We start from the raw sequence: 14,939 nt of genomic DNA, 5'->3' as shown, positions 1-14,939 counted from the left end.
GGCCATGGCCACCGCTCTCTCGCGTTCCCGCGGCGTGCTGCCGGGCTTCGGCCTGACGCTCGGCATCACGCTGTTCTACACCGCAATCATCATCGCGCTGCCGATCTTCGCCCTGGTGCTCAAATCCGCGAGCCTGGGACCGGCGGAGTTCTGGGCGATCGTGACCTCGCGGCGGGCGGTGGCCACCTATCAGGTGACGCTGGGCGCCGCCGCCGGCGCCACCGTCTTCAATGCCATCTTCGGCCTGCTGCTCGCCTGGGTGCTGGTGCGCTACCGCTTCCCCGGCCGCCGGGTGCTCGACGCTCTGGTCGATTTGCCCTTCGCCCTGCCCACCGCCGTGGCCGGCATCGCGCTTGCCAATCTGCTCGCCCCGACCGGCTGGCTCGGCGCGCCGCTCAAGGATCTGGGCATCAAGGTCGCATACACCCCGCTCGGCATCGCCGTCGCCATGGCCTTTACCAGCATTCCCTTCGTGGTGCGCACGGTTCAGCCGGTTCTGGAAGACCTGTCGCGCGAAGCGGAAGAGGCCGCCCATTCACTGGGCGCCCCCGATCGGGCGATCTTCCTGCGCGTGATCATGCCGGCGATCCTGCCCGCCTTCCTGGCAGGTGCCGCACTCGCCTTCGCCCGCAGCCTGGGCGAGTTCGGCGGCGTGATCTTCATTGCCGGCAACCGCCCCTTCCAGACCGAAATCACTGCCCTGCTGACCTTCATCCGTCTGGAAGAGTTCGACTATCCGGCGGCAGCCGCCATCGCGACCATGATCCTGGTCTGCGCCTTCGTGATGCTGCTGCTGATCAACATCCTGCAATTCTGGGCCGCCCGCCATTCAGGCCGGGGATGACAAGGACAGGATGAGGACAGGACGATGACCGATATCCCCTCGACCGCGAACCGCCATCAGAGCAGCCGCACCCCCGAAGCCTGGAAGGGAGTGGCGGGCGAAGGCTGGCTGCGCATCCTGCTCATCACCCTTGCCCTCGGCATCTCCGCCCTGTTTCTGGTGGTGCCGCTGGCGGTGATCTTCGCCCAGGCCTTTGCCGCCGGCATCGAGGGCTGGGCCTCGAATGTCGTCGCCCCCGACACGCTGCATGCGATCGGGCTGACCATCCTGACGGCGATCGTGGTGGTTCCGATCAATATCGGCTTCGGCCTCGCCGCCGCCTGGGCGATCGCCAAATTCACCTTCCCCGGACGCAAGCTGCTGATGACCGTGATCGAGCTTCCCTTCTCGATCTCGCCGATCGTCGCCGGTGTCGCCTATCTCTTCGTCTACGGCGCCCAGGGCCTGCTGGGGCCGACGCTCGACGCCGCCGGCATCCAGGTGATGTTCACCATCCCGGCCATCTTCCTGGTCAGCCTGTTTGTCACCAGCCCCTTCGTCGCCCGCGAACTGGTGCCACTGATGCAGGCCCAGGGCACCGACGAGGAAGAGGCCGCCATCACCCTTGGCGCCTCGGGTCTCAAGACCTTCCTGCGCGTCACCCTGCCCAATGTGAAATGGGCGCTGCTCTACGGCGCAATCCTCTGCAATGCGCGGGTGATGGGTGAATTCGGGGCCGTCTCGGTGGTCTCGGGCAATATCCGCGGACAGACCAACACGCTGCCGCTCCAGGTCGAGCTGCTCTATAACGACTACAATGCCATCGGCGCCTTTGCGGCCGCCTCCACCCTCACCGTGCTCGCCCTGGTCACCATCCTGGCCAAGCTGATCGTCGAACGTCGGGCCGAAGGGGCCATTCGCCGCCGCGGCGGCGGTCATTGAGAGGCGGCCACCAGCTCCATGAACCGCGCCGTCGGCGCCGTCACCGGTGCCGCGCGGTTACGCACGATCTCGATCGATGACCGATAGGCATAGCGTTCGGGCAGGATCGGCCGGATGCGCCCGGCATAGCCGGGCCGCCGGGTGAAGTGTGTGGGCAGGAAGGCCAGATAACGCCCTGACAGCACAAGGATCGCCAGGGCCTCGACGCTCTGTGCCTCGGCCGTGAACACGAAGCCGCGATGGGCGTCAGGGGTCTGCTCGGTCGAGACATAGCCGCGATGGGCATGTTCGGCGGCCCGGACCATGTCGGGCGTCGGTTCCGCCACATCGAACAGCGGATGCCCCGCCCCGGCGCAGAGTTCCATCACCACCTCGCAGGCCGGGGCATAGGTGAACTGGGCAAGCCGGCGCGGGAAATAGCCGATCGCCAGATGCGCAGCCCCGCCCAGTACCATTTCCTCCAGCCGTGCCGGTGAGGCCGTGTCGATGCTGACCCGGACACCCGGGGCGCCGTCCCTGAAGCGTGCGATCAGCGCGCTCAGGCTGAAACTCGGGTGGGTGATCAGATTCTCCATCACCGCAAGGTTCAGCCTGCCGGTCATGCCTCCGCCCAAGCCGCCGATCCGGGCCTGAAAATCCTCGATCTGGGCAAACAGCGCCTGCGCCGCCTCGTGCACACGCCGGCCGTCCTCGGTGAGCGCGAAACCGCCGCGCCCCCGCCGGCACAACACGACCCCCAGCCGCTTTTCCAGCGTGCCGATCTGGATGCTGATCGTCGACGCGGCAACGTTGAGCGCGGCCTGGGCCGGCGCGAAGCCGCCCGCCTTCACCACCGCCAGGAAGACGCCCAGGAGCTTCAGATCCACCGTCGAGAGGCTGGGCAGGGCCATGATCCGCTTCCTTTGATATTCATCGAAACGAGATTTATCACATCGATATTTATCGAAGCAAACCGGCCTTTTACGCTCGACATCAGAGGCATAAGACCAAGGGAGGCCGGACCTCAGATGACCGATACCATCACACCTGCATCCTCCGCACCCGCCGGGGCCCGCCCGGACGGCTCGCGGCTCGACCCCGCTCTGGCCGAGGCGATCCTCGCCTCGGTGAAACAGGGCATTGCAGAGCAGATCGCCTTCACCCAGGATCTGATCCGCCTGCCGTCACTGCGCGGTCGCGAGCACACCGCCCAGGACTTCATGGCGAAGACCCTCCGCGACCGCGGCTATGCCGTCGACCGCTGGGCAATCGATGTCGACGAGATCTGCCATCACCCGGGCTTCTCGCCGGTGAAGGTCGATTATCAGAACGCCCTCAACGTCGTCGGCACCCACCGGCCGCGCGACGAGACCGGCCGCTCGCTGATCCTGAACGGCCATATCGACGTCGTGCCCGAAGGGCCGCACGACATGTGGACCAACCCGCCCTACGAGCCGGTGATCGAGGGCGACTGGCTCTATGGCCGCGGATCGGGCGACATGAAGGCGGGCATCGCCGCCAATGTCTTCGCCATGGATGCCCTCCGGCGTCTGGGCTATCAGCCGGCCGCCACCGTCCATGTCCAGTCGGTGACGGAAGAGGAATGCACCGGCAATGGCGCCCTCGCCTGCCTGGTGCGCGGCTATCGCGCCGATGCCGCGATCATCCCCGAACCCGAAGACGAGATGCTGGTTCGCGCCAATGTCGGCGTGATCTGGTTCAAGGTCACCGTGCGCGGCATTCCCGTCCATGTCCGCGAAGCGGGATCGGGCGCCAATGCCATCGAAGCCGCCTACCGGCTGATGCAGGCCCTGCGCCGGCTGGAAGCCGACTGGAACGCGCGCAAGGCCGCGCATCGCTATTTCGAAGAGCTGGATCACCCGATCAACCTCAATTTCGGCAAAATCGAAGGCGGAGATTGGGCATCTTCAGTCCCGGCCTGGTGCACATTCGACTGCCGGATTTCGATCTATCCGGGCGTCGATCCCCGCGATGCCGCCGCCGAAATCGAGGCCTGCCTGTCGGAAGCCGCCAAGGGCGACGCCTTCCTGGCCAACAACCCGCCCGAGATCGACTACAACGGGTTCTTCGTCGAAGGCTATGTGCTGGAAGAAGGCAGTGATGCCGAGAAGACCCTGGGGCGCGCGCATGCCCGCGCCTTCGGCCGCGGGTTGGAGAGCTTCGTGACCCCCAGCTATCTGGACGGCCGGGTCTTCGTGCTCTACGGCGATTGTCCCTGCCTCGTCTACGGCCCCGTCACGGCGGGCATTCACGGTTTCGACGAGCGGGTCTCCATCGCCTCCATAGAACGCGTCACCGGCGCCATCGCTCTTTTCATCGCCGAATGGTGCGGCCTGGAACCCATCGACCAGTGACCTGATATATGCAAGGCACCTGAACCGTTGCGCGAATCCTATACGGTTCAGGTCGCCGTTTTTCTCGAACATCGATCGATTTTCTGGCGCACTTAAAAGAATTGATAAGGTTTTCAGGGCAGGATGATCCCCACCTAAGCCGGTCGAAGAAGGGATTGTCCCCATGCCCCGTACCGTCATCCCTCCCCGTTCCCATCGCCGCGTGCCCGCCCGCACCGCCGCCGTGCGTGCCCCGCTGCCGCTGATGATGAAGGCCGGTCTCGCCGCCGGCATCGCCCTCGCAGCACTCTGCCTTGCCCTGCCGGTGCGTGCCGAAGGGCCGCCGCCCGAACTGGAGGCGGGGCTTGCCAAGGTCGATGCCGGCCTGATGCACCAGCTCACGACCGATCCCGGGATCATCGCCGCGATCCGGGCGCAGAACACGGCCAATGCCGGGCTGACCGAGGCCGATATCCTCGCCCGGGACAAGGCCTGGCGCGCAGAGGTCGGTACCGCCAGCACGCCCACCATCTCGGCTGTTGCCGCCAATCCGGCCTCGGCCATTCTCCACAAGGCCAAGGAAGGCTCGGAGGGATTGATCACCGAGGCCTTCGTCATGGACAACCGAGGCCTGAATGTCGGTATGAGCGACACGACCTCGGACTACTGGCAGGGCGACGAGCCGAAATGGCAGGAGACCTTCCTCAAGGGGCCGGGCGCCCGCCATGTCTCTGACGTCGATTTCGACGACAGCAGCCAGACTTACATCATCCAGCTCAGCGAGCCGGTGATCGACCCCGACAGCGGCAAGCCGATCGGGGCCCTTACCCTCGGCCTCGATGCCGAGGCGCTCGGCAATCTCTGAGGGCCGACGCCGCTCCGGAACCGCATCTGCCCATTCTCCCGCGCCTGCCGACGGCCGCGATCTTCCCCGGATCGCGGCCGGCCGGATGCCCCTTGCCCAGACGCCTTTTTTGCCCAGACGGAGGCCCGAAACATGTCCCCAAAGCTCCGCCGCCGCCCGGTGAAACTGCATCTGCGCATCACGATCATGACCGTCATCATGGTCGGCATGGTTCTCACCGCGATCGGCCTTCGTGAAGCCCTCAGCCGGGCCGACGCGCTCTCTGATGCCTTCGGCCGGTCCGACCGTACGCTCACCGACATGCTTGCGGGCCAGGTGTCGGGCGGTGTGCAATATGCTAAGGCGGCCGGTATCCAGGCGATCGTCGGCCCGCTGATGGAGCGCGACGGCAACCGCCTCGCCTCCTTCGCCGCCTTCTCGCTCGACGGCAGCCAGATCGTCGCCGTGGATGATCCGCGCCTGACGGCAGCCGATCTCGCCGCCCTTCACGGCCGCGCCGCCGCGGCCCTCGATCGAGGCGAGGCCTATGATGAAGAGACATCGGCGGCCACGCTGGTGGTGCGCCCGGTCTTCGCCGGCAAGGACCAGAAACTGGTCGGTGCCGTTGCCGCCGCCTGGTCGCTGGCGGAGGTCGAGGCAGCGACCGCGACCGCCCTGCGGCAGAGCGCCCTTCTGACCGCAGTGGCCATGCTGGCGCTCATGATCGCCCTGACCCTGGGCCTGCGCACCCTGCTTGCCCGCCCGCTCGCCCGTGCGATCGGCGCCATGCGCGACCTGGCCGGAGGCCGCACCTCGGTCGAGCTGGGCGGGCTCGACCGGCGCGATGAATTGGGCGAGATGGCGCGCGCGCTGCTGGTCTTCCGCGACGGCATGGCCGAAACCGAGCGCCTGCGCGAGGTCAACGAGACCCAGCGCCTTCAGGCGGAGGCCGAGAAAGCCGCCGCAATGGACCGCCTCGCCGCCGATTTCGAGCGCTCTATCGGCGAAGTGGTCGCCGCCGTGCGCCAATCTTCGGAACAGATGCGCGAGACCGCGCGCGCCATGAGTGCCGGTGTCGATCAGGCCCGCGAGACCAGTTCCGGCGTCGCCGGCTCGGCCGGTGAAACCGCCCGCAGCGTCCAGACCGTGGCAGGGTCTACCGAACAGCTGAGCGCCGCGATCAGCGACATCCTCCGCCAGGTGGCGGAAGGTTCGACCATCACCACCGAGGCGGTGGGTGAAGCCCGCCGCTCGAACCACACCGTGACCGGGCTGGTGGAGGCCGCCAACCAGATCGGCGAAGTCGTCCGCCTGATCAGCGACATCGCGGAACAGACCAATCTTCTCGCCCTCAACGCGACGATCGAGGCTGCCCGTGCCGGCGAGGCCGGAAAAGGCTTCGCGGTCGTGGCCTCCGAAGTGAAGAGCCTCGCCACCCAGACCAGCCGCGCCACCGCCGATATCGATGCACGCATCGCCCAGATCCGGACGGTCGCAAGCGAAGCCGCCACCACGATCAGCACGGTCGGTGCGACCATCGACCGGATCAGTCAGGTGGTGGAGGGTATCTCGGGCGCGGTCGACCGCCAGCGCAGCGCCACCAGCGAAATCGCCGCCTCGATCGGCCAGGCGGCGGCCGGGGCGGACCGGGTCAGCACCGAGATCGGCCGTGTCTCGCGGAGCGCCGAGGATACCGGGGTCATGGCGCGGCGGGTGCTCGACACCTCGACGGCGCTCGTCGAGGAAGGCCAGCAGCTGACCGCCCGCGTCGGCGCCTTCATCCGCCATATCCGCGAGGCCTGAGCCGCGGCCCTGATACGCCACATCCCGGCGCAGCCATGCCGTCAGCGCATGGCTGCCGCCCCCGCTGCGGCGAATATACCGGGCCTCCTGACATGATTTGCCACGTGACGATCAGGCATCCGTGCACTATTTGTTCGTGTGCTGCCCTGCAGCGCGGGGCGCTGGAACGACATCCGGCCGGCGAGGCACATGGTGCGGGATCAGATGCGCGACACGACCAGACTGATCAGCGTCCGCGGGGCGCGGGAACATAATCTCAAGGACGTCGACGTCGATATTCCGCGCGACCGGCTGGTGGTCATCACCGGCCTCAGCGGCTCCGGCAAGTCGTCGCTGGCCTTCGACACCATCTATGCCGAAGGTCAGCGTCGCTATGTCGAAAGCCTGTCCGCCTATGCCCGTCAGTTCCTTGAGCTGATGCAGAAGCCGGACGTCGAGCGCATCGACGGCCTGTCACCCGCCATTTCGATCGAGCAGAAGACCACTTCGCGCAACCCGCGCTCGACGGTGGGCACGGTCACCGAAATCTACGACTATATGCGCCTGCTCTGGGCGCGGGTCGGCATCCCCTATTCTCCGGCCACCGGCCTGCCGATCGAAAGTCAGACGGTCAGCCAGATGGTCGACCGGATGATGGAGATGGGCGACGGCAGCCGCCTGCTGCTGCTCGCCCCCGTGGTGCGCGGCCGCAAGGGCGAGTACCGCAAGGAACTGGCCGAGCTGATGAAGCGCGGCTTCACCCGGGTGAAGATCGACGGCGAGATCCACGAGATCGAGGACGCGCCCGCGCTCGACAAGAAGCGCAAGCACGATATCGAGGTGGTGGTCGACCGCATCGTCATCCGCGAGGGGCTGGGCAACCGGCTGGCCGACAGCGTCGAAACCGCGCTCGACCTGGCCGACGGCATCATGATCGCCGAGAACGCCGATACCGGTGATCGCACGACCTTCTCGGCCCGCTTCGCCTGCCCGGTCTCCGGCTTCACCATCGACGAGATCGAGCCCCGGCTGTTCAGCTTCAACAACCCCTATGGTGCCTGCCCGGATTGTGACGGGCTGGGGGTGAAGAGCCATTTCGATCCCGAACTGGTGGTGCCGGACCCGTCACTGGGTCTGCGAGACGGCGCGATCGCGCCCTGGGCCAAGTCGACAACCCAGTTCTACAATCAGACGCTCGCCGGCATCGCCGCGCATTACAAGGTGACGCTGACCCAGTCTTGGGAGAAACTGCCCGACCGGGTCCGCCAGGCCATCCTGTTCGGCAGCGGCGAAGAGGCTATCAAGATTCGCTACGAAGACGGTGCGCGCAACTACACCGTCGACCGGCCGTTCGAAGGCGTGATCCCCAATCTGGAACGGCGCTGGCGCGAGACCGACAGTGCCTTCATCCGCGAGGAGCTGTCACGCTTCCAGGGCAACCGTCCCTGCGAGACCTGCGGCGGCCAGCGCCTGAAGGATACGGCGCTCGCGGTCAAGATCGACATGAAGAACATCTCAGAGGTCACCGCCCTGTCGATCGGCGAAGCACGATCCTGGTTCGGCGCCCTCGACGGCCGTCTGGATGCCAAGCGCCAGGAGATCGCCCAGCGGATCCTGAAGGAGATCAACGAGCGGCTTCGCTTCCTCACCGAAGTGGGGCTGGACTATCTCACCCTCGCCCGCGGCTCCGGCTCGCTCTCGGGTGGTGAAAGCCAGCGCATCCGCCTGGCCTCGCAGATCGGCTCGCGCCTGACCGGCGTGCTCTATGTGCTCGACGAACCCTCGATCGGCCTGCATCAGCGCGACAACGACCGGCTGTTGGCGGCGCTGAAGGATCTGCGCGATCTGGGCAATTCGGTGCTGGTGGTGGAGCATGACGAGGATGCGATCCGCGCCGCCGACCATGTCATCGATATGGGCCCCGGGGCGGGCGAGCATGGCGGCAAGGTGGTGGCGGAAGGCACCCCGGCCGAGATCATGGCCAATCCGGCGTCGCTCACCGGCCGCTATCTCACTGGCGCGAAGCTGATCCCGGTACCGGAGGAGCGGCGCAAGGGCACGGGCGAGAGCATCACCCTGGTCGGCGCCCGTTCCAACAACCTCCACGACGTCACCGCAAGCTTCCCCCTCGGCACCTTCACCTGCGTCACCGGCGTTTCGGGCGGCGGCAAGTCGACGCTGGTCATCGAAACGCTCTACCAGGCCATCGCCCGCCGCCTGAACGGCGCCCGCACCCATCCGGGCCAGCACGACCGCATCGACGGGCTGGAGCATATCGACAAGATCATCAACATCGACCAGTCGCCGATCGGCCGCACCCCCCGGTCGAACCCGGCGACCTATGTCGGTCTGTTCACCCAGATCCGCGACTGGTTCGCCGGCCTGCCCGAGGCAAAGGCGCGCGGCTACAAACCGGGCCGCTTCTCGTTCAACGTCAAGGGCGGGCGCTGCGAGGCCTGCCAAGGCGATGGCGTGATCCGGATCGAGATGCACTTCCTGCCCGACGTCTATGTCCAGTGCGACGCCTGCAAGGGCAAGCGCTACAACCGCGAGACGCTCGAGGTTCAGTTCAAGGGCAAGTCGATCGCCGACGTGCTCGACATGACCGTCGACGAGGGGCTGGACTTCTTCCAGGCCATGCCGTCGATCCGCGAGAAGCTTCGCACCATCGCCGAGGTCGGTCTCGGTTATATCCGTCTCGGACAATCCGCCACCACCCTCTCGGGCGGTGAGGCTCAACGTGTGAAGCTCGCCAAAGAGCTGTCGCGTCGGGCGACCGGACGGACACTCTACATCCTGGACGAGCCGACGACCGGTCTGCACTTCGACGACGTGCGCAAACTGCTCGAAGTCCTCCATACCCTGGTCGATCAGGGCAACACCGTGGTGGTCATCGAGCACAATCTGGATGTCATCAAGACCGCGGACTGGCTGATCGATATGGGTCCGGAGGGCGGGTCCGGCGGTGGGCGCATCGTGGCAGAAGGCACGCCCGAGGATGTGATCCACAATCCCGCCAGCCATACCGGACACTATCTGGGCCGGCATCTCGCCATGGAAGACGCAAAACGCGGCGGCAACCAGATCATTTCAGCTGAATGAAAGATAGATGCCGGATCAATTAAATCGGCCTTCACCATAAATTTCGCCGGATTTGCGAGATTTCCTCCGATTTTGCACCTGTCACCTACTCCCAACGGGCGCAAATGGACCGATTCCGCAAAAAATGTTGACTGTGGAACGCCGGTGACTTGCCGTCACCGGCGTCCTGTCATAGCGTGGGCACAGGACGGAACGCGTCGCGACCAGAACTGCGCGTCCGGCCGGTAACGGAACGTGATGATCGGGACAGACCGGGGGGTTTGCCACATGCTCGGAGCATCGGCGGCGAAGAACGACTCATGCGCGCAACATGCGGGCTCCACACGCCACGGGGACTCCGTCCATACATTGCCCGCCATACTCGCCGCCAGTGATCCCCGCGCCCCGGGCCTTGCCGGGCTGGCACCCGATGCCGCCGCCCAGGGGATCGCCCGCATCGGTCGCCGTCTGCTCACCGATGCCGCCCGTCCTGCGAACGGGGGCGACGCCGCCCATCCGGCCCAGGCACCGGCCCCGGCCGACATGGCGATGATTGCCGACACCATCGCCGACCTGATCTCGCGCGGTGCCCAGCGTCGGGAGCTGACCCAGCCGATGATCGCGCCGGCCGAGGCGCGACGTCGCGCCGGTCTGGTGACCGCCCTTCTGGTGGGGGGCGCGCTGTTCGCCCTCACCGGGCGCGACGGCGTCACCTCCGATGCCGCCCGCCCCGATGACGTGGCGGTAATCGTGGCGGCCCTTGGCCTTGCCGGCTTTCATGCCGCCAGCGCACCCGCCGCTCTCGAATCCGCCAGCCGCGCACCGCGCCGGGTCTGACCGCAGGGCCGCAAGCTGCGGCTCCCGCTTGAGGGTCGGGCCCGACTGTAATATGTCCTGGGGCGACGGCTCGTCTCCGCCGTCGGCCACAGGAAAGGTTGGTGCCCGTGAAGACCTCTGCCCCGGTTCACATCGCTCCCGTCCATGTCGTGGGCGGCGGTCTTGCCGGTTCCGAGGCCGCCTGGCAGCTGCTGCAGTCAGGCGTGCCGGTGATCCTGCACGAGATGCGCCCGGTCAGAAAGACCGAGGCCCACGCGACCGACGGTCTGGCGGAACTGGTCTGTTCGAATTCTTTCCGGTCCGACGACGCCACCTCGAATGCGGTGGGCGTGCTGCATGCCGAAATGCGACGGGCTGACAGCGTGATCATGGCGGCCGCCGATGCCCATCAGGTGCCGGCGGGCGGAGCGCTGGCCGTCGACCGCCACGGCTTTTCGGCCGCGGTCGAAGAGCGGCTGCGCGCCCATCCGCTGCTGGAGATCCGTCGGGAAGAGGTCACCGGCCTGCCGCCGGCCGATTGGGGGCGGACGATCGTCGCCACCGGCCCGCTGACATCCCCCGCCCTTGCGGAAGCGGTGCGGGCGGCGACGGGCGAGGACAGCCTCGCCTTCTTCGACGCGATTGCACCGATCGTCCATCGCGACAGCATCGATTTCGACATCGCCTGGATGCAGTCGCGCTACGACAAGCCGGGACCGGGTGGCACCGGTGCCGATTACGTCAACTGTCCGCTCGACCGCGAGACCTATGAAGCCTTCATTGCCGCGATCATCGGTGGCGAGAAGACCGACTTCAAGGACTGGGAAAAGTCGACGCCCTATTTCGAAGGCTGCCTGCCGATCGAGGTGATGGCGGAACGCGGGCCCGAGACCCTGCGCTTCGGCCCGATGAAGCCGGTCGGCCTCACCGACCCGCGCACCGGCCGTTCGCCCCATGCCGTGGTCCAGCTGCGCCAGGACAATGCCTCGGGCACGCTCTGGAACATGGTCGGTTTCCAGACCAAGCTGAAATACGGCGAACAGAGCCGGATCTTCCGGATGATCCCGGGCCTGCAGAACGCCGAATTCGCCCGGCTGGGCGGCATCCACCGCAACACCTTCATCAACAGCCCGCGGGTGCTGGACGGGGTGATGCGGCTGAAGGCGGCCCCGCATCTGCGGTTTGCAGGCCAGGTGACCGGCGTCGAAGGCTATGTCGAAAGCGCGGCCATGGGGCTACTGGCCGGCCGCTTCGCCGCGGCCGAGGCGCTGGGCCAGGAGATCGTGCCGCCGCCCGCCACCACTGCCATGGGTGCCTTGCTCGCCCATATCACCGGCGCTGCGAACCCCGAAACCTTCCAGCCGATGAACGTGAATTTCGGCCTGTTTGCGCCGCTCGAAGGCAAGATCCGCAAGAATGAGCGCAAGCAGGTGATGGCCCGCCGGGCGCTCGAAGACATCGCAGCCTGGGCCGATGCCCGGCCCGCGGCCGCCTGAGGACCGATCCGCCGGTCTCAGCGCCGGGCAAGCAGCAGGGTGAAAGCCCGGCGTGCCGGGCTGAGCACGGCCGGGGCCGTGAATGGATCATGACCCGCCCGTGCCAACCGTGCCAGATGCACCCGGGCGAGCGCCGCCTGCCCCGCCACAGGCCGCGGCAGGCGGCCGGCCTTGCGGGCATCGACGATCAGCGCCGCGGCACGCCCGGCGAGATCGGCGACGATGGCCGCAATTGCGGCCGTCACCGCCTGATCGCGCAGATGCGGCTCGATCACCTGGCCGGTTCCCAGCCCGGCCGCCGCCATCCGGTCCCGGGGCAACAGCACCCGGCGGCGGCGCGCCTGGTGCGGCAGAGCCCTGAGCACACCCGCCAGACCGAAGCCGGTGCCGACCGCCTCGGCCGCATCAAGCCGCGCGCCATCGGTTACCCCCAGCACCCTGGCCTGCAGCCGCGCCAGCTGTCCCGCCGTGTCGCGGGCGTAGGCTTCGACCGCGGCGGCGTCGGCAAAGGGTGTCGGTTCGAAATCCGCCTCGCGGGCATCGATCATCCGCTCCAGCCGGTCCCGCGGCAGATCATGGGCCGCGATCGCCGGGGCCAGAAGGTCGATCACCTGATGGCGCCGCGGCGTGCCGGCCTCGATTCCGTCCAGGACCTCGCGCCACCATTGCAGGCGGATGGCGCCGATCATGGTTTCGCTCACCACCTCGGCGGTCTTCGCGGTCTCGAAAGCAAAACCGAGCAGGGCGACCAGATCGGCACGCCGCTCCGGATCGGCCAGCATCAGGCAGGCGAAGCGATCCGGATCCAGCCGGGTCAGCTCTTCCGCACTCGCCGTCAATGCCGCTGCGCGTTCGGTATCGGAAACCGTGGTCATCCGTCTCTCCGGGCCGGGCGTGGGGGCCGAAGCATGCTCCGGCGGGTTTTGGCCGACCATATAGGCTTCGGGGGCTCCACCGCAAACCGCGTGATGCTATTCTGAAGGCGCGCGACCTTCCTCATCCCGGATCCCTTCCCTGCCGGAGACCCGCCGCCGATGACGGCTGATGCCGATCCACGCCCATCCGCCGTCGCTACCCGTCTGACCGTGGCCTCCGCCGCCCCTGACCGGGTAATCCTGCCGGTGCGCGCGCTGGCCGCCGGGCGCGAGGATTTTCCCGTGCTGGGGATGGCCGCCCCTCCCGGGCCGGGCCGGGCGGCGGTTCAGGCCTTCTACCGGGCAGCACGGCGGCTCGACGACATCGCCGACGACCGCAACCTGTCGAAGGCTGACCGTCACGCCGCCATTGCCGCCTTCATGGATGGTCTGGAAGGGGACGGGCAGCCCCGGCTGACGGCGATGCCGGCTGCTGCACACGACCTGTGGCGGCTTGCGGCCGAGGCAGCCGCCGCCTTCGCACGAGCCGGCATCGACATCACCCCGCTGCGTGATCTGGCCGAAGCCTCGCGCCGCGATGTCGACGGGTTCGTTCCGGCGGACTGGGCGGCGCTCGACGGCCATTGCCGGCTTTCGGCCGCGCCGGTCGCCCGCGTGGTGATGGCGGTGTCCGGCGACCAGGATCCCGCCCGTCGCCAGGCCGGCGACGATCTGGCCGTCGCCCTTCAATTGCTGAACCACATTCGCGATCTGGGGGCGGATTATCGCGCGGCCGGCCGGGTCTGGCTACCGGGCAGCTGGCTGACCGATGCGGGGCTCGGCGCCGCGGTGCTGGGTGCGCCTGCGGCACCGCCGCGCCTGCTCGCCGCAATCGGGCGGATGCTCGAAGCGGTGGACGACCTGCTCGACCGGGCGCGGCCGCTGCTCACCACACCGGTGCGCCGGCTGCGCATTCAAGCCGCCCTCACGCTCGGCATTGCCCGCCGCCATCGTCGCCGCTTCACCGGTACCGACCCCCTGGCCCGGCGCATCCGACCGCGCCGCCGGGACTGGGCAGGTGCCCTTGCCGATGCCGGCCTGGCGGCCCTGCGGGTGCCGGAGCCCGAAAGCCAGACCGCCGGCAGCAGCTTCGGGATGGCCATCCGCCTGATGCCATCGGATGGCCGACCGGCCATGCAGGCCCTCTATGCCGTCAGCCGGCTGGTCGACGACATTGCCGACGGCCATGCACCCGCCGCCCGGCGGCGACAGCTTCTGGACGCGATCGATGCGGATCTGCTGGCCCTCGGTGCCGACCATGCGCCGACCGGGCCCGATGCGGCGCTGCTCGACGATGCCGTCCGCCACCATCATCTGCCGGTCGACGCCCTTCGACAGATCGTCGCCGGCTGCCTGAGCGATTGCAGCGATCATCCCGGCGGTGCCCCTGCCTGGGCGGATCTGTTGCGCTACGCCGATCGCGTGGCCGGCGCCGTCGGCGAGGCCGCCCTGGTGGCCTTCGGTGTCCCCCAGGCTGCAGGCCGGGCCTATGCCCGTCATCTGGGCCGGGCGCTCCAGCTGACCAACATTCTGCGCGACATCGACGAGGATGCGATCCACGGGCGGATCTACCTGCCGGCAGAGGCCCTGATGGCCGCCGGTGCCGATCCGCGCGCGGCACCCGTGGTCATCGCCGAAGGGCCAGCACGCCTGCCCGCCGCACGCGCCCTTGGCCGTGCTGCCCGCGATGCCTTTGCTGCCGCAGATGCCGCCCTGCCCGATGATCCGCATCTGCGCCGCCGTCTGCGCCCGGCCATGGCCATGGCCGATGCCTATCGCGGCCTGCTGGCGGTGCTGGAGGCGCGACGCTTCACAGCCCTGCCCCCGGATCTGCGCCGGCAGCTGAAACGGCGGGCAGTCCGCGCAGCCCTGCGCCACGCCGTGCTCGCCCGGATCGGCGGCTGACCG

11 protein-coding genes are annotated in these 14,939 nt (G+C 67.8%); 9 read left to right on the top strand and 2 right to left on the bottom strand.

Features of this window, described 5'->3' with window-relative positions; genetic code table 11:
- Nucleotides 1–4 precede the first annotated feature (4 nt).
- Together cysT and cysW are read left to right on the top strand one after the other, a co-directional pair.
- On the top strand, nt 5–844 hold the full coding sequence (cysT, locus tag TMO_RS07855) for a sulfate ABC transporter permease subunit CysT (protein WP_014745079.1): 840 nt from the start codon (nt 5–7) through the stop codon (nt 842–844).
- Nucleotides 845–868: 24 nt separating this feature from the next.
- Nucleotides 869–1,765: a sulfate ABC transporter permease subunit CysW gene (gene cysW / locus TMO_RS07850; protein WP_014745078.1), complete on the top strand. Its 897-nt coding sequence runs from the start codon at nt 869–871 to the stop codon at nt 1,763–1,765.
- Here the strand turns inward: cysW and TMO_RS07845 are convergent.
- Entirely contained in the window at nt 1,759–2,655 is an 897-nt protein-coding gene (locus TMO_RS07845; protein WP_014745077.1) for a LysR family transcriptional regulator, read from the bottom strand. The genes cysW and TMO_RS07845 overlap by 7 nt on opposite strands.
- 117 nt (nt 2,656–2,772) lie before the next feature.
- Between TMO_RS07845 and TMO_RS07840 the strand changes: the two genes are divergently transcribed.
- The 6 genes from TMO_RS07840 (at nt 2,773) to trmFO (ending at nt 12,117) form a co-directional block, all read left to right on the top strand.
- Nucleotides 2,773–4,119: an ArgE/DapE family deacylase gene (locus TMO_RS07840; protein ID WP_014745076.1), complete on the top strand. Its 1,347-nt coding sequence runs from the start codon at nt 2,773–2,775 to the stop codon at nt 4,117–4,119.
- A 163-nt stretch (nt 4,120–4,282) separates the two neighbouring features.
- Nucleotides 4,283–4,963 carry a cache domain-containing protein gene (locus TMO_RS07835; RefSeq protein ID WP_014745075.1) on the top strand — a complete coding sequence of 227 codons (681 nt, stop codon included), beginning with the start codon at nt 4,283–4,285 and terminating at the stop codon, nt 4,961–4,963.
- A 132-nt stretch (nt 4,964–5,095) separates the two neighbouring features.
- Complete coding sequence (locus TMO_RS07830) at nt 5,096–6,745, top strand: methyl-accepting chemotaxis protein (RefSeq protein WP_014745074.1); 1,650 nt, start codon at nt 5,096–5,098, stop codon at nt 6,743–6,745.
- A gap of 204 nt (nt 6,746–6,949) precedes the next feature.
- Complete coding sequence (gene uvrA, locus TMO_RS07825; RefSeq protein WP_041605690.1) at nt 6,950–9,826, top strand: excinuclease ABC subunit UvrA; 2,877 nt, start codon at nt 6,950–6,952, stop codon at nt 9,824–9,826.
- A gap of 348 nt (nt 9,827–10,174) precedes the next feature.
- The gene (locus TMO_RS07820; RefSeq protein ID WP_014745072.1) at nt 10,175–10,642 is read left to right on the top strand and encodes a hypothetical protein; all 468 of its coding nucleotides are present in this window, start codon (nt 10,175–10,177) and stop codon (nt 10,640–10,642) included.
- A 107-nt stretch (nt 10,643–10,749) separates the two neighbouring features.
- On the top strand, nt 10,750–12,117 hold the full coding sequence (trmFO, locus tag TMO_RS07815; RefSeq protein ID WP_014745071.1) for a methylenetetrahydrofolate--tRNA-(uracil(54)-C(5))-methyltransferase (FADH(2)-oxidizing) TrmFO: 1,368 nt from the start codon (nt 10,750–10,752) through the stop codon (nt 12,115–12,117).
- A 17-nt stretch (nt 12,118–12,134) separates the two neighbouring features.
- On the opposite strand, the gene TMO_RS07810 is transcribed toward trmFO, so the two are convergent.
- Complete coding sequence (locus TMO_RS07810) at nt 12,135–12,992, bottom strand: phytoene/squalene synthase family protein (RefSeq protein ID WP_014745070.1); 858 nt, start codon at nt 12,990–12,992, stop codon at nt 12,135–12,137.
- A gap of 159 nt (nt 12,993–13,151) precedes the next feature.
- Here TMO_RS07810 and TMO_RS29235 point away from each other — a divergent pair, with 159 nt between their 5' ends.
- Nucleotides 13,152–14,936 (top strand): squalene/phytoene synthase family protein, encoded by a 1,785-nt coding sequence (locus TMO_RS29235; RefSeq protein WP_014745069.1) that lies wholly within the window; start codon nt 13,152–13,154, stop codon nt 14,934–14,936.
- Nucleotides 14,937–14,939: the final 3 nt, after the last annotated feature.

Source organism: Tistrella mobilis KA081020-065, assembly GCF_000264455.2.
Taxonomy (GTDB): Bacteria; Pseudomonadota; Alphaproteobacteria; order Tistrellales; family Tistrellaceae; genus Tistrella; species Tistrella mobilis.
Note: the sequence above shows the minus strand (reverse complement) of the source record. Positions and strands in the feature narration are given on the sequence as shown.

Excerpts from the sequence above, each read along its gene's own strand:
- TMO_RS29235 (WP_014745069.1), top strand. The coding sequence starts at position 13,152 with ATGACGGCTGATGCCGATCCACGCCCATCCGCCGTCGCTACCCGTCTG.
- uvrA (WP_041605690.1), top strand. The coding sequence starts at position 6,950 with ATGCGCGACACGACCAGACTGATCAGCGTCCGCGGGGCGCGGGAACAT.
- TMO_RS07810 (WP_014745070.1), bottom strand. The coding sequence starts at position 12,992 with ATGACCACGGTTTCCGATACCGAACGCGCAGCGGCATTGACGGCGAGT.
- TMO_RS07835 (WP_014745075.1), top strand. The coding sequence starts at position 4,283 with ATGCCCCGTACCGTCATCCCTCCCCGTTCCCATCGCCGCGTGCCCGCC.
- TMO_RS07845 (WP_014745077.1), bottom strand. The coding sequence starts at position 2,655 with ATGGCCCTGCCCAGCCTCTCGACGGTGGATCTGAAGCTCCTGGGCGTC.
- cysW (WP_014745078.1), top strand. The coding sequence starts at position 869 with ATGACCGATATCCCCTCGACCGCGAACCGCCATCAGAGCAGCCGCACC.
- TMO_RS07840 (WP_014745076.1), top strand. The coding sequence starts at position 2,773 with ATGACCGATACCATCACACCTGCATCCTCCGCACCCGCCGGGGCCCGC.
- cysT (WP_014745079.1), top strand. The coding sequence starts at position 5 with ATGGCCACCGCTCTCTCGCGTTCCCGCGGCGTGCTGCCGGGCTTCGGC.
- TMO_RS07830 (WP_014745074.1), top strand. The coding sequence starts at position 5,096 with ATGTCCCCAAAGCTCCGCCGCCGCCCGGTGAAACTGCATCTGCGCATC.